Consider the following 18,454-nt stretch of genomic DNA (forward strand, 5'->3'; position numbering starts at 1 on the left):
GGCGTTTCGTAGTATGGTGGAGCAAGGGCAAGGATCAGGGCGGCTCGGATCAAGCGAGCCATTTGTCGAGGGTCGCAAAGTCCTTCTTCATTGCCTCCAGCGTGCGCTCTGTCCGGTCCTTGCCATCCGGGATGTATTCCACGTGCAGGGAGATCGGTGTGTTAGGCGGCAGGATTTCCTTCACCACCTTGGCGGATCTCGGTCCCACGGCGCCTTCGCCGAGCGGGCAAGGCGTTTGCTCGCTGCCGGAGAGCTGATAATCCTTGAAGTAAACGGCCACGACCTGAGGTGCGGCCCGGCGGAGATTCAGCTCCCAGGCATTCACCCCCTCCACGGTCGCATGGGCGAAGTCGAAGGCGAGGCCCAGCTGCGCAGGGTCGATGCCTTCCATGGCTTCGAGCACATCCCAGATCGGTGAGCCCACGCGGTTGTTGCCGCGGTGATTCTGGAACTGGGCTTGCATGCCGATATCTTTGTTCATCGCGGCGAGGTCCTTGAGTGCGGCTGCGACATTCGCGACCTGCGGGGCGATGGGCTTCTTGAGATCGTAGAAGTAAGGGCCGAGGCGGTATTGCTTGACCCCAAGTCCGGCGGCGGTGCGGAGCAATTGCTCGCTCTCCTTGTCGGCCTTCACGATGTCGGTGGTGAGGATGCCGAGCTTGAGGTTGTGCTTCTTCAACGCCTCGACGAAGAGCGGGAGCTTCTCGCCTGCTTCGTTCGGTTCGATGTGGCCGCCCTTGCGGATCGGAGCTTCAAGACCCGCGACGCCAAGAGCGGCGATCTTGGTGGCGAGTTCGTCGAAGGGCAGCTTTTCAAGAGTCTTCGTGAAAGCGAAGTAAGGCCTGCTTCCAGCGGTGGCTGACTCCGCGGCCAGTGCTGGTGCGGCGATGCTGCTAGAGACGGCCAAGGCAGTGCGAGCGATGAAATTCCGACGGTCCATGATCGGGAAGGGTGGCTGAGGGCTTGGGTTCCGCAATGAAGAAGTGAGGGGGATGGGCGGCCGTTAAACGCTATCATGGATAGTGTCAGCGATTCCGAATTGTGTGAGAGAGAGCCACCGTCTGATCATGCAGGGAGTCCTAGGCATGAAGCTTCTTTTCCTGATTGTTTCGATCGCATCGTTTCTGAACGGCGTCTCCCTGTCCATGTCCTCAATGATGCAGTTCGATTCGAAGCCGAATGCGATCTATCGCTTGAGCCAGGTCGCCAAGGAAGCTGGGTCTTCCGTCGATCCCATTCTACTCGAAGCGGTGGACACGGCACTGGTGAACTATCGCAAGGAACGCGAGCGGCGAAGCTCGCTGGTCACCAACTCTTCGCTGGCGTCATGCCTGTTCGGGGTGGTGGGGCTCTTCGGCCTCGGGATCTGGTCCCGGAAGGATCAGCTCGCAGGATTGAAGAAACTGCCAGCCGAATGAATTCGATTGATGATGGCAGGGCTGGTGATGGATGCTTCTCTCCCACTCATGACATGCGCCGCGCTTTCTCTGCCACGTGGCTTCCTGCGATGGAGTCCCGTGGTGACTTCCTTTGCCAAGATGCTTCCGGTGTTGCCGCTGCTCCTTTCCGGCAGCGTGGCGGACGCGGCTCCAACTTCGATCGAACTCTTCGTCGATCATGCGACGACGCCCCAGTACGGGCCGGAGATCACGGTGCCGCCTACCACGACCAACCTCAGCTTCTATGTTCGTCCGGGCGCGCCTTTCGTGCGCTACAAGCTCGAGGGCATCGATCCCGATTGGGTGCTGCGGACGGCGGACATGCTTTTCATCATCCGCTTCCTCAATGAACGCGGTGATCAGGTGTCGCAGGTGTCCTATCCAATGCACGGACGCAGTCCGGGGTGGAAGACGAGCGTGGAGGACTCCACCTTCACTCCGCGGAAGGAGACCTTCAAAGTGCCGCCGGATGCCGTGTATCTGGCCGTGACCATTTCCTCCGCCGGTCCGCCATCGCTGGTGGGTGCCTATGCGGCGACGGCGATCGATATCAACGCAGTGGGGGGCGAAGGCGTGGCCCCGCGAGTCCTGATGAAGGATAGCCGCGCGGCTGACCCGCAGCCGCATTTCTGGATCAAATCCGGCACGCATCCTTCCATGGCCTCGGCGCTGCACCTGGAGGAAGGTGATCCCAAGTCGCCCGTGCTGGTGATCATGGACAATGACCTTTCCCGCCACGCGGACTGGGCCACGGACATCCATGCGCTGCCGAAACTGGTGCCCGGGGAAACCCTTGAAGCGACTTGGAAGGAAGCCTACAGCCTCGGCTCCGGCGGCTCCTTCGGGACCGGTTACGACCGCTTGCCGGCAGGACACTACCGCTTTCTGGTGGAGGATCTCACGATCACGGGAGATCCGGTGAACACGATCACCGCGCTCTCCGTCTACGTGCCGTTGCCCTATTGGAAGAGTGTCTGGTTCTGGGGGCTGTGTGCGGCGGGGATTGCGATCGTGGCGAGCCTCGCCGGGCGCCAGCTCATCCGCCGCCGGATCCGCCGCCACTTGCAGCAGGCGCAGCTGATCTCCGACGAGCGCCTGCGCATTGCACGCGATCTGCACGATGACTTGGGCACGCGGCTGTCCCACATCTCGCTGCTCGGCGCGTATGCGGAAAGCAAGAGCTCCGATGACGAGGCGAGGCAGACCTTCCACCAGATCACCGGGATGTCCCGCGAGCTCATCGGCGCGCTTTCCGAGACGGTGTGGATGCTGAATCCGAAGAACAACGACCTGGAAGCGCTGGTCGATTTCCTCTGCCGCCTGGTCAGCGAACTTTGCCGCTTGGCAGAAATTCGCTGCCGGATCGATGCGATGTCGACCTTCGAGAATCGCCAGATCGGCCACGATTTCCGGCACAATGTCAGCCTCGCCGTGAAGGAGGCGATCAACAACGTGCTGAAGCATTCACACGCCACGGAGATCAAAATGACAATCCGGCTTGATGAAAACGTTCTGAAGATCACCATCGCCGACAACGGCGTCGGCATTACCCGCGACCCTGGCGGCAAAAGCGGCCTGGGCCTCGAGAGCATCAGCCAGCGGATGGCCGCCATCCGGGGCAAGTGCATCATGCAGCCGCAAGGCACGGAAGGCTTGGAAATCTCGCTTGAAGCCCCGCTTTCCTGAGCCTCCTTAGTACAACCAAGATTTCCCGAAATGATACCCGGCAAGAAAACGGTCGTTGTAGTCGAAGACGACACCCGGCTGCAGGAGCACCTGATCAAGATTCTCGACATCCCGGACGACATCACCTGCCTGTGTGCGGTGTCGTCCGCGGAGGAAGCGCTGGAAAGGATCCCGGCGTACCACCCGGACGTGGTACTCATGGACGTGAACCTGCCGGGCATTTCCGGCATCGATTGCATCCGCGATTTGAAGAAGCGCCTGCCCCGCCTGGAGGTGGTGATGCTCACCGCCTACGATGTGGATGATAATATTTTCAGGGCCCTGAAGGAGGGTGCCAGCGGCTATCTTCTGAAGTCCAGCACGCCGGATGATATCTACAATGCGATCCGCGACGTGTATTCTGGAGGGGCTCCATTTTCGAGCCACATTGCCCGGAAGGTAGCGCAGTATTTCCGAGCGGAGAAGGACATCGAGGACGAGAACGAGAAGCTGACGCCTCGCGAAAAGGACGTGCTTCGCCTGCTCGCCTCCGGCTACATTTACAAGGAGGTGGCCGATCAGTTGGATATCTCAATGGAGACTGTTCGTACTTATGTGAAGCGTATCTGCATCAAGCTGCACGTGCGCAGCAAGGTGGAGGCGATCATCAAGTTCCGCTCCTGAGAAGGGGCGGGGGAGTGCGGTTTTGTCGTCCTGCGGCACTGCTGCAGGGCTTCGCGGGGGTGGAAGGATTCGGGGACGGATTCAGAGGATCCGGTCGCTCCGGGCCGGCGCTTGGAGGTGAGGGAAATCCATCGAATTTGTTCGATCTGTGAATCCCTCCTCCAATTGTCCGATTTATCATGAGCGTGATAAAGGCTCAGGAGCTTATCCTGTATGATAGATGTTGTTTAGTGGATTGGTGATTAGTGTGTTGTGATTTTTGAAAAGCGAGTTGTCCCCGTTTTGGGGACTATCGGTTTCCCATAAATTCGGCACCATACGTTATCACCGCGAGTGCCCGGATCGCCCAAGTTCGGTACGCGCGGTTTTCCCCCTGTCTCATGTCATTGGTGCCGCGCAGGTGCGGAACCTGGCACGAGCGGAGGAGCCCCGGATACCTACCATGAAACCCATAGATAGCATTCATCAATATCCCGGCCTCAGGCTCGGATCCCTCGCGCTAGCCGCGGCGGCAGGACTAGGCATGGCCGCACCGGCCCGTGCCGAACTCGTCGGCCGCTGGTTCACGGGGGATGAAAGTCTCGCCGATGTCTCCGGTTTTACCGACCCAGGGACCCATGATGGCGTTGCATTCGGCGGTAATGCCGGTGCACTTGCTTACAGCAGCGATGTGCCTCCCGGCTTCACCGGCAAGTCGGTCGATCTTTCCGCAGGCAATGTCGGCGTCCAGATCGCAAACAGCGCGACCGCGGACGCAGGTTACCAAGGCACCTTCGACGAAGGCGTGAGCAGCCAGCTCACCGTGGCCTTCTGGGCGAAGGGATTCCCGAACGACTGGTCGCCATGGATTGGCAAGCGCGGTGAAGATAACATCGGCTGGCAGGTCCGCCGCTTTGCGAATAGCAGCGGTCCCTGCTTCACCATCCGCGGTCTCGACAATGCCGATGGTGGCGGCACCGCCACCGCGGTGAATACCCCGATCAAGTGGCGTCACTTTGCCGCGGTCTGGGATCAAAGCACGGGCACGCGCACGATCTACGTGGACGGCGTGGTTTCGCACGTCGTGACGAATTCCTTTGGCCAGAACATGACCCTCGCGCCGAACCATCACCTGATCCTGGGTGGCCGTTCAGGTGGTGGAGATGGCTTGGAGAATCCCTTCGCCGGCCAGATCTTCGATGTGCGGATCTACAACAACGCGCTGACACAGCCCGAGGTGACCGATCTGATCCCGCAGAGCGCCCCGACAGGACTGGTGGCCACTCCCGGCGGTTCCAAGGTGCATTTGGATTGGAAGCCGAACACCGGTGCCGCGAGTTATACGGTCTCTACCAAGAACCTGAATACGAACGTGGAAGTGACCGATGTGGTCACGGAGCCTCCTTTCATCAAGTCGAGCCTGTCCAATGGCGTGCCTTATGAATTCAAGGTGCTGGCTACGAACGGTGCGGGCAATGGTCCGTACTCGGCGGTGGCGAATGTCACCCCGAACACCGGGACAGGAAAAGACATCGTCTACTTTGAACTGGATGGCTACGGAGCCGCGAAGATCACCGGAACGAACATCGTGAAGTACGTGCCAACCAGCGCGGATCTCTCGATCATCACCGCGAACTACCGAGTGTCTCCCTTCGCCTCCGAAGACCCGGATTTCCCATCGGGTACCTTCCGTGACTTCACCTCGCCGGTGACCTACACGATCAAGGCGGAGAACAATACCACCCAAGCCTACAACGTCCAGGTCATCACCGCGGACCCGCTCACCTATAACTTCGATACCGACCTCCAGGGTTGGAAGCAGATCTGGCCTCTGCCAGTGAATGGCAACCTGTGGACGAATGGAAGTATCGGCACGGCTGAAGGTCCGGGCGCAGACGCGGCTAGCACCCGTTTCGGTCGCTCGCCAGCCTTCTACCTGAACAACTCCGGTCCGCTCACCTACCAATTGGCCGGCGGAACGGGTCACTTCGACTTCCCGAATCTCGGGCCTTCCGAGATTCCGCAGGATTCGATCGATGACGGCGGCTTCAGCGGCATCGCGCTGCGCGATGTGGCGACGAATACCTACATCCTGGCCAAGCACCGCTCCAGCAACGGTGGTGGCTACGAAAGCGGCAGCTTCACCGAGTCCGAGCTGGCTCCCTATGTGAACGATGGCAAGCGCTACACGCTCGACTTCATCGATTACAACAAGGGCGGCTGGGGCTGGGCCCGACTTGAGAATGTCTCGATCCCGGCCACCGTGGCTCCGCCGGAGACGGCGGCTCCGGAAGCGAACATCCTGTCCTTCACGCTGTCCAATCCGTCCACGATCACGACAAGCGGCGATAGCATCACGATGACGCTGCCCTTCGGCACGAACGTGACCACGCTCGCACCGACCTTCATCCTTAGCGATGGAGCGACGAGCAGCAAGCCCTCCGGCAGCACGCAGAACTTCACCTCTCCGGTGAGCTATGTCATCACGTCGTCGGACTTGGCCACCACACGCACCTATAGCGTGTCGGCCGTTGTGATGCCTGATCCAGCCTTGGCTCTTGTCGGTCGCTGGGGTGCTGGCTCGGAAAGCTTGGCGGACACCTCCGGTTTCACGCCTGCAGGCACGCACGATGGCGTGGCCGTGGGTGGAAATGCCGCCGCGCTGACCTACAGCAGCGATGTGCCTCCGGGCTTCACGGGCAAGTCGATCGACCTGAGCGCCGGTGAAGTCGGCATCTCGATCAACAATAGCGCGACCACCGACGCCGCCTACGTGAATACCTTCGACGAAGGAATTCGCGAGCACGTCACCATCGCCTTCTGGGCGAAGGGAATTCCGGGAACTTGGTCTCCTTGGGTGGCAAAGGGCGGTGAAAACGGCGTGGGCTACCAGGTCCGCCGGGTCGATCAGGAGCCGATTGCCGGCTTCACGATCCGCGGTCTCGGCAACGAAGATGGCCGTGGCAGCACGATCAACATCCTCGAAGGCCAGCCGGCATGGCATCACTACGCCGGTGTCTGGGATCAGACCACGGGGATCCGCTCGCTCTATGTCGATGGTGTGCTCTCGCACGATGTGAATACCTTGGGTCAAGTCATGAGCCTGGCCAGCGGTCGTCACCTTGCGCTCGGCGCCCGTCAGAACGACGTGAACGGCGGCTACGGCAACTACTTCGTGGGTCAACTCTACGATGTCCGCATCTACAAGCAGAAGCTCTTCAGCAACCAGGTGCAGGCTCTTGCCGCTTCCCCGCTGTTCGCCAACTGGATCTCCACGAACTACCCCGGCCTGTCTGACAAGACCTCCGGAGGCGATCCGGATGGCGACGGCCTGAGCAACTTCGATGAGTTCGCCTTCGGCACGAATCCGGGCGACGGCGGTTCCGCGAACCCGATCCTGGTTTTGCCGAACAAGACCACCGGCGTCTTCCAATATCAGCGCCTCGCGCCTACGGCGAGCGGCCTCAACTACACGGTCCTGACCTCACCTGACCTGGTGACCTGGACCGAGGACACCACCGCTACCGCCGGTCAATCCGTCACCGCGACCAACGGCGACGTGCAGACCGTGACGGTCACGATCAGCGCTGCCTCGCTGGCCGAATCGAAGCTCTTCGTGCGGATTTCCGCACAATGATCCCGCTGGCAGGCGGGAAGATTGAGAACACGAAATTGAAGACGAATCCGGGAGTCATGACGGTCTTCCCGAACGGATTCAAATAGGGTAAAGCTCAATCGGGTTAAAGGCAGTGGATCAGGGACACAATGGGCTTGTTCCCTGATCCACTCGCCCGTCTCCCGGTCGCAATATCCCACCCCCTCGCTCCGACCGATGCCCCAAGTATCGGAAGGATGTGGAAAACGATCGTCAACCGGGCCGCAAGGCCCCCCTGGAAACCCATGAAATCGACCTTGATCTGCCGCACTTCGAGCGACCTCTCGCGGACGCAGAAAACCCATCGTCTACAGCGCGGATTCGCGCTGGTCATCAGTCTTTCGCTGATGGTTCTGCTGACCGTTCTCGCGGTCGGCCTTTTGACACTTTCTTCCTTGTCGCTGCGGGCTACCTCGCAAGGCGACGACCTGGCGATCGCCCGGGCCAATGCACGGCTGGGCTTGATGCTTGCGCTGGGTGAACTTCAGAAACACGCGGGTCCGGATCAACGGGTGACGGCACGTGCTGATGTCCTCGATGACAAGATCGCGAATCCGCGCCTGACCGGCGTCTGGAAATCCTGGGAGATCAAGGCGGGCAGCCCGCCATCTCCGGCGGAGTACGAAAAGTCTTCGCGCAATGAGAAGTTCCTCGGCTGGCTGGCCTCCAGCGATGATGGCAAGGCGCAGACCGAGATCGGTTTTGCGGAAAGCGAGGCGAAGGTTCCCGCAACGCTGTGGGACAAAGGCTCGCTGGGCGATGATGTGCCGGAACAGGACATCGTGAAAGCCAGCAAGGTAACGCTCTCCGGCCGGAGCGGTGCCTATGCTTGGGCGGTGATGGATGAGGGCGTGAAGGCCCGCATTAATACACCATATGTCGACAATCCGAATTCGAAGGGCCAGCAGACTGCACAACTTGGAACGGGAGTGCGTCCGAATGCCTCGTCGATCCACAATCTGGAGAAGCTGGAGCGGGAGTTTTTCCTGAAGGGCTCGCAGGACTTCGCCGTGATCGAGAAGGGGATCTCCCGCCTGAATTTCGGTCTCGCTGCCGAGACGCTTTCTCCACAGACGAAGGAGCCGCTGAAGCGCCTTTCGCACGATGTGACTTTCCACTCGGTGGGCCTCTTCACCGATGTTGCCGCCGGCGGCTTGAAGGAAGACTTCAACCTGCTCACGAACTCCGGCTCCCTGCCGGGCGTGTATTCCGGCAAGGGCGTATATTCCTCCCGCCTGGGCATGACCGGTCCCTCTGATCCGCGCTGGGAATCGCTCTTCCAACTGGCAAAGCTCTACAAGGACACGGTGCGCCTTACTGGCACGGGTGCCACGCCGGTGCTGAAGGCACAGGTTCCGAGCGGCTGGCGCGCGGCCACCGGGTCGGATCCGAACACCGGCACCCCCGGGGTGATCCAGAAGAATCCTCCGCCGGGTCTGGTGCTCATGCCTTCGATCGCGAAGGTGCAGCTCGTTTTCAGCCTGCTGACGCGGGATATCTACAACTATCCGAAGGTCAGCGACACCACACCGAAGACCCCGGGCACCAAGGACCAGGAGCGGAATCAGCAGCTGCATGGCCCATGGGGTGAGAACTTTGCAGGTTCCTCCTACGATTACCTGCTGCACCTGCTCTACACGCCGGTGGTGACCCTGCATAACCCGTACAACGTTACCTTGGAGTTCAGCGAGCTGAAGGTCGTCTTCGGGAACGTGCCCTTTGCCCTCCAGGTCTTCCGCAATGGCCAGCCGCAAACGAAAGAGCCGGCACCACTGGACACGCTCTACCATGAGCAGGCGGAAGCGGGGAATCTCTCGAAGCGCTTCGGCATGACGCTGAAGAACAATGCAGGTAGCACGACGGCACCGGTGGTAGGCTCCGGTACCTTCCGCCTGCTGCCGGGCGAGGTGATGCTTTTCTCCCCGTATATCGATCCCAATCGCACTTGGAAGGACGAGTATACGAACCGCACCTTCTCCGACTGGGATAGCGGATCCGGCGGCGGAAGCCGTACGCTCACGATCAATGGCCTGCCTGGTTGGCGCGGCGATGGCATCGGCTTCGACCTCGACTGGTTCTGCCCGAGCTACAAGGGTCTCCGCTATACCGACCAGGAAACGGAGAACGGCGTGAACATGGGTCGTGGCGGCTGCATTGGTGCGAAGGCCTCGGATAATTTCACGCTGAAGTTCGCTCCGCTGAGCGTGGATTCGCTGAGCAGAAACAAGTTCACCATCGAGATGTTTGCGAAGCCGGTAGGCTCCGGCGCGCAGGTATCCTCCAGCGTGATCGAGATGGACTACGAAGCTCCAACCGGCCTGCAGGATTCCCTCCTGGGGACCGGCGGCACGATCACCTATCCAAAGACGGGCTCGATCAACACGATGCAGATGCATTCGCACTCGCTGACGAAGATCAAGGACATCAACACGGTGAAGCCCTTCGCAATCATCAGCGCCCAGGCGAAGACGACGAGCGGTGGCCTGAATCCGGACGGCGAGGACGGCAAGCTGGCGACCAAGCCATGGTGCTTCGGCCATTCGGTGGTGGGGGCCTCAACGCAGAAGATCAAGAGCGGGCACTCCTCGAACAGTTCGCATGAGATCAACCTGCAGCGTCTGGACAACGGAACGAACAACCTGTTGCAGTTTGACCCTGCTTCGGGACGCGGCAATTTCGTGACCGGCTTGACAGGAAATACCGGACTGAAGTTCGGCGTGCTCTACGACATCCCGCTCACGCCCTTGCAGGCCTTCCCGCAGTTGAACGCGGCGAACCCCGGCGGGTCTTCCGGCTATCTGCCACGCTTCGCCCTTCCGATTGGCAATTCCTGGGCTCATCCGCTCATGAATTCCGGTGATGTGGTGACGGCACAGAGCGATGGCGCTCTACTGGACCACTCTTTCCTGTTGAACCTCGCGCTTTACGACCATTTCTACTTCTCGGGCCTGGCCGATCAGACGGGGAATTTCGGAACGGGTGGCCGGACGACGAAGACGATTGCGGATGAATTCATCAGCGGCATCCCGCTGTCCGATCCTCGGATGATGACCTATTCACCGGATGGTCGCCCGATGAGTGAACTGGCGGATGATGCGGTGGCTTCCGACGGCTATGCCCGGATGGCAGCTTGGCAGGTGATCAATGGTCCTTTCAATGTGAACTCGACCTCCGTGGCTGCATGGAAGGCGATGCTGGGTTCCGTTCATGATAGCGAGGCGCTTTGCAACCTGATCAACAAGGGCAGCAAGTCGGTCGCGATGACAGATCTGCCTGCGACCGATGCGGGCGACAATGAGGCACGCATCAGCCGCTTCCGTCTCCCTGTGGGGTATTCCGAGAAGGATGGGGGTGAGCCGACCGAGGCCTACTGGCTCGGTGCCCGCGAATACACGGACGACGAGTTGCAGAAGCTCGCGGAGGAAATCGTGGAGCAGGTGCGCGAGCGCGGTCCTTTCCTGTCGATGGCGGAATTTGTGAATCGTCGCCTGGGTTCCGACGACATGGCGCAGCGTGGTGCCTTGCAGCAGGCGATCGACAATGCGGACCTGAACAAGAAGCTGGCGGATGATGCCGCCGCGGGTTGGGAGATTCCCGCCACGGCGCTCTCGAATTACAAGTATCGCAATGTCGCCGCGGGTGCCGGACCAAGCTACCAAGGTGCTCCCGGTTATCTGAGCCAAGCTGACCTGCTGACGGTTCTCGGCAATGCGGCGACCCCGCGTTCGGATACCTTCACGATCCGCTCCTATGGCGAGGCTCGTGACGGGGAGGACAAGCGCACCGCGGTGGCGTGGTGCGAGGCCGTGGTGCAGCGCGTTCCCGAATTCATCGATCCGGCCGACAAGGTGGAGGTGGCCACTGCGGCTCTGACCAGTCAGGCGAATAAGAGCTTCGGGCGGCGTTTTCAGCTCGTTTCTTTCCGATGGTTGTCGCAAGACGAGATCTGAAAACCGCGTTTTCTGAAAAACCCATGCGATCCCTGATTTCCGCTATCGTTCTTGTTGTGTCTTCCGCTTGCTACGCACAGGACGCGCGTCCGGTGGAGTGCCGTTTCCTCAGCTTTGGCGTCGAGCGGGATGATCGCTCGGTGCTCGCTGTCTCGGAGACGGGCGACGACATTACCTGCCCGCTTTCGACCACGCAGTTGTCGAAGAAAATCGTCTGTCCGGCGAAGGGTAACAAGATCCCCTTCATCTCCGCGGAGGATCGCAAGCCCTTTGCCGTGGCGAATATCCCCGCCGGTGTGAAATCGGCTCTGGTGATCTTCGTGAAGCTGGAGAAGCCGGGAACTCCGGGAGCCGCGGACAAGAATGCCGGGTGGAAGGTTTTCGTGATCGAAGACTCGGCGAAGAGCTTTCCCGATGGCGGGGCCTATGTGGCGAACTTCTATCCCGGTGACATCCGCTTCGTGATTGGCGAGCACAAGGGCATGCTGAAGCCGGCGGGAACGCATGGTTACGAGATGCCCAAGCAGCGCGATGACTTCAACATGGCGCCCGTGATCTTCGAATTTAAAAGCGGTGAGAAATGGCGTATCGCGAATGAGAGTTCGCTGCGTTTCCTGCCGGGGATGCGGTATTTGATCTTCGCGTATGTGGATCCGGTATCGGGCCGCCCGCGGATCAATACCTACCAGGATCTTGCCGATGCTTCGGCTGCTCCGGCGGGAACTTGAGGCCGGGATCTCGCTGCCGGCTTTTCACCCTTACGGCCCTTCCTCCGTTACTACCCGGTAGAAATTCCGGGGTGATCCGGCGGCGGAAGGATCGGGGACATCGGTGTAGGACACGGAGCCGTTCGCATTTGCCGGGAGGGTGACGAGATTCTGCCAAGCATCGGTAATGCCGAGGTCCGTGGAGGCTTGCAAGGTGGCATTGGCCAAGGGGGCGGCACCATGGATGAGGCCGGTGAAATAGGGCGTGGTACCCACAGGATAGCTGACGTGCCGATTTGCCCAGCGCAGGTTCTGCGGGATGGCTGGGCTATCGAGGCTGACGCTAAGATTGTCCATTGCCCATGATTCATCGCCCAGGCTCTGGACGCCTGCGCCTTCGATGATCCACTCGATCGTGAGGGTGGATGAGCTGTGAGGAATGGCTCGGAGGCCCGGCTCAAGCGCGAAATTGTAGGCGCTATCCCGATAGAAGCTGCCGGGGCCGCTGAAGCCAAGGTCCTGCCAGCGGGCGAGTTGGGCACCGGGGGCGGGAATGTAGCTTTGCACTTGGGACTGGACGGCATTTGCGAGCGACTCGCGGAAGATGGTCACGCCATCGAGCTTGATATGGAAGTAGTCCCCGCTGGGGTAGCTGCCGGTGCCGTCGAGGGAGTCGATTGCGGCCAAGAGGAAGCCGATGCTTGCGGTGCTATGCGCGGGCAGGTTGGTGAGCTCGAGCTTTACCAGATTGGCGGTGCTGCTGCGGAGGAAGTTGCCGGAGAAGAGATTGCTGCCGGTGCCAAGCCCGGCGAATTCCTGCACGCCTTCGGCGAGAGCGCTGCCCGGGGTGATTTCCGCGGGCAGGGTGCCATTGAAGTCGGTGGTGAAAACGCTTTGTGCGAGGGAGGAGGAAGCAGTGCAGAGAAGGATCGGGAGGATCTTCATGGGGAGGAAGAATATGGGATCGTTGACTAGTGGAATCGGGCGGAAGAAACAATCCCATTCGAGCCGACGGGCTAACAGGTTCGTGTGATCCCTTGTAGCTGAGTGGAATTGCATTTTCCAAACGTGGAGCGGATTCGGGCGCCGGGTGGGAGTCATTCCCACGAAGTGAAACAGGGAAGGGATCTCTCGGGTCGCTTCGCTAATCTCGCCGGGATCTGAGGCCGACGATTCCGTCTTGAGCCCGCTTCGAGGCTTCCCTAGCAAGTTAGGACGCGATCCATCTGATCGCCATACCCGCGATGAAGAAGCGAGATCCGAAATCTAAGCCGGCAAAGTCCGCAAGGAAGGCCGTCGCCAAGAAGGTAGCGAAGAAAGCGGTGGCGAAGAAGGCTCCGAAGAGGCTCTTGAAAAACCAGGATGGTGTGGTGCTCCTGTCCGGTGGCAATCCCCAGATCGCGAAGGCGGATGGCGATTCACCGGTTCAAGCCTACATCGCCGCGATGCCGGGATGGAAGAGCGGGCTCGGGCGGCGTCTTGATGATCTCATCATGCGCGCGGTTCCGGAGGTGAAGAAGGCGGTGAAATGGAACTCGCCCTTCTACGGGATCGAGGGGCAGGGCTGGTTCCTGTCCTATCACGTGCTGACCCGCTACGTGAAGGTGACCTTTTTTGCCGGCATGTCTCTAAAGCCGATTCCACCGGGCGGCACGGAGCGCAGCGGGGAATCGCGGTGGATCGATATTTACGAGGACGATGTGCTCGACGAAGAACAGATGACGAAATGGTTGAAGCAAGCAGCTGCGATTCCCGGCTGGAAACCCTGAGCGAACCGATCAAATGTCAGACGCATGAACCCGAAAGTGGACGCATTCCTGGAGAAGGCCGCCGCGTGGCGTGAGGAAATGACCGAGCTGCGAAAGCTCTGCCTGGCCAGCGGCATGGAGGAGGAAATGAAGTGGGGAAAGCCTTGCTACACTCATGAAGGGGGAAACGTGGCGATTATCCAGGGCTTCAAGGAATCCTGTGCGTTGCTGTTTCCAAAGGGCGCGCTCCTGAGTAATCCGGATGGTCTGTTAGAGAAGCCGGGCGAGAACACGCAGAGCGCGCGTAGGATCGTCTTCACCAGCTTGAAGGAGCTCGTGAAGCTGAAGCCGGTGGTCAAGGCTCGGCTCCAGGAAGCGATCGAGGTCGAGAAGTCGGGGCTGGAAGTGGAGTTCAAGAAGGAGCCCGAGCCCATCCCTGCGGAGCTTGAAGCCAAGTTCAAGGCGCAGCCTGCCTTGAAGAAGGCCTTCCACGCGCTGACACCCGGACGACAGCGCGCCTACATCCTGCACTTTTCCTCGGCGAAGCAATCCGCCACCCGCGCCTCCCGGATCGAGAAGTGTGTCGAGAAGATCCTGGCGGGGAAGGGGATGATGGATTGAGAGGATGCGCTTTCTCCGGGCTCCGCTCCTAGGAGCCCGGATCTTTTCCGCTCATGGCTGAGTCACCTGAAGATCCACGAAGATTTTTGCCGAAGTGTTCCCAGCAATCGTCGCAGTGACGGTGGTGGTGCCGGGTGCCGGGGTATTCGGAGTGGCCACGAAGGTAACGGTCGTGCCGCCGAGGGTAGCACCGGAAACATTCCAGTTCTGCAAATCGGAGGACCACCGGTAGCGCGCGGTGAGATCGCTGGCCGGTGCACCGTTCTGCGTGTGCTGGAAGGTGAAGGTGCTGGCGGACTTGCCGATGTTCTGCAGGCCCTTGCTCGTCGTCGTCGGATCCGTGCCCAAGAAGTTCTCGAGGCCATTGGCAATGCCGTCCTCATCCGGATCATCATTGAAGCCGCTGCTCGCGCCCATGCCAGGATAGCCGGCAGCCCAGGTCGCGTAGGTAGGCGATTGCGGCGGCGTGGTGTAGAGGAAGGACTCCGGAGACAGTGCGCCATTGCTAAAGCGGACGTCATCGATGTTCCCGAAGAAGCGGTCCGTGTGGCCTCCATTATAGAGACCTCGAGCGAAGCTGAAGACGCCCGGATCCCAGTCGCCGCCATCTCCCGCACCCGTCGAAATCGCGGGATTCGTGCTGGAGGAAATATCAGCAGTACCGAGCAACGTATAGCTGGTGGCACCATCGCTGAGATTCTTCAGGTAGAGTGACAGGGTATCGCCATCGGAGTTCGCGGCGACGGCATACCACTTGTTATCCAGCAGGGTATTGGCCCCGGTGGTGACATTCCAGTTGTTGCCGGCGGCGTCGGTGAACATCACGCGCAAACCTCCCGTGGGAGTAATGGCGAAATAGAAAGCAGCCAGCGCGGGATCTCCGGAGAAAGTTCCCCGGCTATCGCGGCCGATGAAGGTCTGGTAGCCGTTCGTCGCGTCCTCGGGGCGGATGGTCGCTTCGATGGTCCACGCGGTAGGACTCCAGTTCGTGAGCGGGGTGCCGATGGCCGATACCGCGGGAAAGCTGCTGCCATTCCGCATGCTCAGTGTGTTCGGTGCTCCGGTTTGCGGAGTGGTGGGAGCAGGCACCTCGGCGCGATACCAATGCCAGTTTGAAGTCCAGGCCGAAAGGTGGTTCGCATTGCCCGAGCGATCCACGATGCTGCCTTCGTATTGTCCATCGCTGGTGCGGGAATAGGGTACATAGGTGTTTGCCGTGCCTTCTTCGAAGTTCCACCAGGCTACCGTTGATGCAGGCGTAGTGCTGCGTGCTTCCAAATTTGCAAGGAAGACATAGTCGCCGGAGAGCGGGGTCGCGGAGGTGCCGATCGTGCCGTTTGTGTTGCCCCGGAAGGCGGTGCCGCCCGAGTAGTTGCCATTCTTCGCGCTGCTCAGCTCGAAGAATGGATCACCGCTGAGCGGCGCGATCTCGAAGTAGTAAGTGGTGCTTGGCGAAAGCTGCACACCCATCCCGGAAACATTGAAAGTGAGATAGCGCCCCGTGCCACTCGTACCACTGCCGGTGATCGCGGCACCATCATAGGTGGCGCTATACTTGAGCAGCGGCGTCTTGGTGGTGCCGGTCACCGTGCCGATCTGGAACTCCCACTGGTCTCCCGGTTGGATGTCGTAGGAGGTGCCATTGCTCGTGAAGACCGGCCAGCCGACATGTGCGAAGGTGAAGGACTGCAGCGAGTAGCCCTGCGGATTTGCACCGGTGGTGAAGGTCTGACCCTTGCTCGTTCGGTCTTCCGCGACGTAGGTCAGCGCATCGTTGTCGGGGGAGTTGGTCGTTCCACCGATGGTGTTGCCCTCGGTGATGTTGGTCGCCAGATAATACGCATCATCGCTATCCGCCACCGGAGAGGTCTGGCTGGAAGTCACCGGGGCGGAAAGCGGGGCGAAGACCTGTAATTTCAATGTCGCATCCGATGTCGCACCGCTGGGATCGCTCACCCGGACCACGAAGGTGTTTTCGCCGCCATCACCCGAACCCGGCTGGCCGGAGAGCATGCCATTCGCGGCGACCGTGAGCCACGCCGGGCCGTTCAGTTTGGTGAAAGTAAGCGTGTCCGAGTCGGCGTCTGTCGCGAAGGATGCGATCGATTGCGAAGCGTAAGGAATGAGCGCGTTCGCGTTCGGAAGCGTGATCAGCGATGTCGAGAAGACGGGTGCTTGGTTCGCGCTTTGTCCCCAGAGGCTCCAGATCTCGGGGCCGTCGAGCGCCTTCGCATAGAGGCGGAAATCATCTATGCGGCCGTTGAAGTAGGGATCGTTGAACTGGCTCTTGCCGATGTAGTTGTTCGTGGCGGGGAAGTCCGCGGGGCTGCTTTCGATGCCGAAGGTGGAGCCCACCGGCTTGCCGTTCACGTAAAGGCTCATGTAGTTCCCACGCAGAACCGCAGCGAGGTGGACCCACTGGCCGGTCGGCAAGGTGGCGGAATTCACCTGATACTCCGCGCTTTTGCCATTGATCGCATCGCGCAGCGCGAGACGCAGGCCGGCTCCACCGGCCTTCGGCGTGAGGCAGAGGAACTGATAGGTGCCGGTACCGAAATCGAAGACGCGTTGCCAATCGCCGCCGCCGTCCCAGTTGACCCAGGTGGCCACGGTCATATCTCGCGTGCGACCCAGGGCATCGGGGAGGTCCACGTAATCATCCACGCCATCCAGGTCGATAGACTGTGCGATCTTTCCGACGGCATAGCTTGGTGAGCCGAAGGTCGCGCCGTGGTTGGCATTGAGTGCGTTCGCAGGTGTGCCGTTGAAATTCCACTGCCCGAGTTGCGGAACATTGTGCACCCAGAGTTGCCGTGCGCGGGAGTTTAGCGTCTCGCCTGCGCCGCTTGCAGCACAGTAGTAGCTCCCGCCATCGGCAGCATCGGCGTTCGCGATGCGAAGGGTTGCGGTATTGGCACCGGAGATATCGCCTCCATTCACCAGTGGTGCGCCGTTCTTATACCACTGCCATGCGTAGGCGAAGGGTGACTCCACGCGGAATTGCGCGGTTTCGCCGAGGACCACGGCGTTGTTCCGTGCTTCCTTGGTGTAGGACATGATGCCCATGTCGGCGCGGATTCCGGCCATGATGCGGATCATCCAGATGCGCTCGATGAAGCCGTCCTCGCTCTCGTAATTGAAGCCACCGGGCCAGATCGCGTGGCCATCACCATGCAGGCCATCGCCGAAGTTGTTGTAGGTGTCGAATTGGACCTGGTTCCCGTACTTGCCCTTCCAGACGCCCCCGGCGATCAGGTTTCCATAGTTCGGGCCCGTGCCCATGCCGAAGGTATGACCACCTTCATGCAGCACCGTCCGGACCGTGCGCTGGCTACCGTAGCCCATGTAGCCATCATAGTTTCCTTCGGCAGTGGGAATCCCGGAATTGTAAAAGACATTCCAGTGCTTGTTGAAAGAGCCGTAGGTATTCACGAGCTGTGCCGCGGTGGCCACGGATGCGGCGACCTGCTGCTCGTTTGCCGAAGATCCTAGGTTCAGCGTGTAGGTGACGTCGGCGCGCGCGGAGGAAGCGGCGGCGAGCAATAGGGCGGATCGGGCCAAGGTCCGGAAGGACATGGATGGTCTGCTTGGGTTTTTGGGTTGGGTTACGAAACGTGCTCCTCGTCGATGGTGATGCGCTTGGGTTCCGCATCCTTCGATTGATTCAATCAGTCGTCGCCAAGGATACGGAAGAAGCGGAAGCGCCGCGTGGAAGGGTGCGGTGCCGAGAGTGATCCCTGAGGATCGGAAAACGATGGGGCAGCGGGTTGGATCGGGGAGGGGCTCCCGGCGGCAATCTCGTCGATGTTCTCATCCCCGCAAGTGGAAGCGCGAGCCGGGGTATCGGGGCCGTCTTGCGGGTGGAGATCAAGATACATGGATGGGGGAACAGAGGGCAGGGAACAGCCCGCGTGATGAAGATGTTTCCGTCGCTTTGTCTAAATAGGAAAGGTTTCCTGTGAGAGCATTGATCGTTGGTGAAGGGCGGGTGGGCGCGAGGAATAGA

The 18,454-nt window shown here is 60.3% G+C and carries 12 protein-coding genes; 8 read left to right on the forward strand and 4 right to left on the reverse strand.

Annotation, left to right across the window (positions count from 1 at the left end; all coding sequences use genetic code 11):
* Positions 1-49: 49 nt before the first annotated feature.
* Positions 50-940, reverse strand: a complete 891-nt coding sequence (locus HHL09_RS23920) for a sugar phosphate isomerase/epimerase family protein (RefSeq protein WP_169457186.1) — start codon at positions 938-940, stop codon at positions 50-52.
* Between the two features lie 145 nt (positions 941-1,085).
* Here HHL09_RS23920 and HHL09_RS23925 point away from each other — a divergent pair, with 145 nt between their 5' ends.
* The 6 genes from HHL09_RS23925 to HHL09_RS23950 all read left to right on the forward strand — a co-directional run bounded on the left by HHL09_RS23925 (position 1,086) and on the right by HHL09_RS23950 (position 12,100).
* Positions 1,086-1,418, forward strand: coding sequence for a hypothetical protein (locus tag HHL09_RS23925; RefSeq protein WP_169457187.1), 333 nt, complete (start codon positions 1,086-1,088; stop codon positions 1,416-1,418).
* 48 nt (positions 1,419-1,466) lie between these two features.
* On the forward strand, positions 1,467-3,125 hold the full coding sequence (locus tag HHL09_RS23930; protein ID WP_169457188.1) for a sensor histidine kinase: 1,659 nt from the start codon (positions 1,467-1,469) through the stop codon (positions 3,123-3,125).
* Positions 3,126-3,155: 30 nt separating this feature from the next.
* Positions 3,156-3,788 carry a response regulator gene (locus HHL09_RS23935; protein WP_169457189.1) on the forward strand — a complete coding sequence of 211 codons (633 nt, stop codon included), beginning with the start codon at positions 3,156-3,158 and terminating at the stop codon, positions 3,786-3,788.
* Positions 3,789-4,230: 442 nt separating this feature from the next.
* Positions 4,231-7,404: a LamG-like jellyroll fold domain-containing protein gene (locus HHL09_RS23940; protein WP_169457190.1), complete on the forward strand. Its 3,174-nt coding sequence runs from the start codon at positions 4,231-4,233 to the stop codon at positions 7,402-7,404.
* Positions 7,405-7,667: 263 nt separating this feature from the next.
* Positions 7,668-11,372: a hypothetical protein gene (locus tag HHL09_RS23945; protein WP_169457191.1), complete on the forward strand. Its 3,705-nt coding sequence runs from the start codon at positions 7,668-7,670 to the stop codon at positions 11,370-11,372.
* A gap of 23 nt (positions 11,373-11,395) precedes the next feature.
* Positions 11,396-12,100, forward strand: a complete 705-nt coding sequence (locus HHL09_RS23950; RefSeq protein WP_169457192.1) for a hypothetical protein — start codon at positions 11,396-11,398, stop codon at positions 12,098-12,100.
* A 30-nt stretch (positions 12,101-12,130) separates the two neighbouring features.
* On the opposite strand, the gene HHL09_RS23955 is transcribed toward HHL09_RS23950, so the two are convergent.
* On the reverse strand, positions 12,131-13,024 hold the full coding sequence (locus tag HHL09_RS23955; RefSeq protein ID WP_169457193.1) for a hypothetical protein: 894 nt from the start codon (positions 13,022-13,024) through the stop codon (positions 12,131-12,133).
* A 299-nt stretch (positions 13,025-13,323) separates the two neighbouring features.
* Between HHL09_RS23955 and HHL09_RS23960 the strand changes: the two genes are divergently transcribed.
* Positions 13,324-13,848, forward strand: a complete 525-nt coding sequence (locus tag HHL09_RS23960; RefSeq protein ID WP_169457194.1) for a DUF1801 domain-containing protein — start codon at positions 13,324-13,326, stop codon at positions 13,846-13,848.
* Between the two features lie 24 nt (positions 13,849-13,872).
* Positions 13,873-14,448 carry a YdeI/OmpD-associated family protein gene (locus HHL09_RS23965; RefSeq protein WP_169457195.1) on the forward strand — a complete coding sequence of 192 codons (576 nt, stop codon included), beginning with the start codon at positions 13,873-13,875 and terminating at the stop codon, positions 14,446-14,448.
* Positions 14,449-14,499: 51 nt separating this feature from the next.
* On the opposite strand, the gene HHL09_RS23970 is transcribed toward HHL09_RS23965, so the two are convergent.
* A complete protein-coding gene (locus HHL09_RS23970; protein WP_169457196.1) occupies positions 14,500-18,024 on the reverse strand; it encodes a LamG-like jellyroll fold domain-containing protein in 3,525 nt (1,174 codons plus the stop codon).
* A 92-nt stretch (positions 18,025-18,116) separates the two neighbouring features.
* A complete protein-coding gene (locus HHL09_RS23975; protein WP_169457197.1) occupies positions 18,117-18,326 on the reverse strand; it encodes a hypothetical protein in 210 nt (69 codons plus the stop codon).
* Positions 18,327-18,454: the final 128 nt, after the last annotated feature.

This window comes from Luteolibacter luteus (genome assembly GCF_012913485.1).
GTDB classification, from domain to species: Bacteria; Verrucomicrobiota; Verrucomicrobiia; order Verrucomicrobiales; family Akkermansiaceae; genus Haloferula; species Haloferula lutea.

Excerpts from the sequence above, each read along its gene's own strand:
- HHL09_RS23955 (WP_169457193.1), bottom strand. The coding sequence starts at position 13,024 with ATGAAGATCCTCCCGATCCTTCTCTGCACTGCTTCCTCCTCCCTCGCA.
- HHL09_RS23935 (WP_169457189.1), top strand. The coding sequence starts at position 3,156 with ATGATACCCGGCAAGAAAACGGTCGTTGTAGTCGAAGACGACACCCGG.
- HHL09_RS23920 (WP_169457186.1), bottom strand. The coding sequence starts at position 940 with ATGGACCGTCGGAATTTCATCGCTCGCACTGCCTTGGCCGTCTCTAGC.
- HHL09_RS23940 (WP_169457190.1), top strand. The coding sequence starts at position 4,231 with ATGAAACCCATAGATAGCATTCATCAATATCCCGGCCTCAGGCTCGGA.
- HHL09_RS23945 (WP_169457191.1), top strand. The coding sequence starts at position 7,668 with ATGAAATCGACCTTGATCTGCCGCACTTCGAGCGACCTCTCGCGGACG.
- HHL09_RS23925 (WP_169457187.1), top strand. The coding sequence starts at position 1,086 with ATGAAGCTTCTTTTCCTGATTGTTTCGATCGCATCGTTTCTGAACGGC.
- HHL09_RS23950 (WP_169457192.1), top strand. The coding sequence starts at position 11,396 with ATGCGATCCCTGATTTCCGCTATCGTTCTTGTTGTGTCTTCCGCTTGC.
- HHL09_RS23970 (WP_169457196.1), bottom strand. The coding sequence starts at position 18,024 with ATGTCCTTCCGGACCTTGGCCCGATCCGCCCTATTGCTCGCCGCCGCT.
- HHL09_RS23930 (WP_169457188.1), top strand. The coding sequence starts at position 1,467 with ATGACATGCGCCGCGCTTTCTCTGCCACGTGGCTTCCTGCGATGGAGT.
- HHL09_RS23975 (WP_169457197.1), bottom strand. The coding sequence starts at position 18,326 with ATGTATCTTGATCTCCACCCGCAAGACGGCCCCGATACCCCGGCTCGC.
- HHL09_RS23960 (WP_169457194.1), top strand. The coding sequence starts at position 13,324 with ATGAAGAAGCGAGATCCGAAATCTAAGCCGGCAAAGTCCGCAAGGAAG.
- HHL09_RS23965 (WP_169457195.1), top strand. The coding sequence starts at position 13,873 with ATGAACCCGAAAGTGGACGCATTCCTGGAGAAGGCCGCCGCGTGGCGT.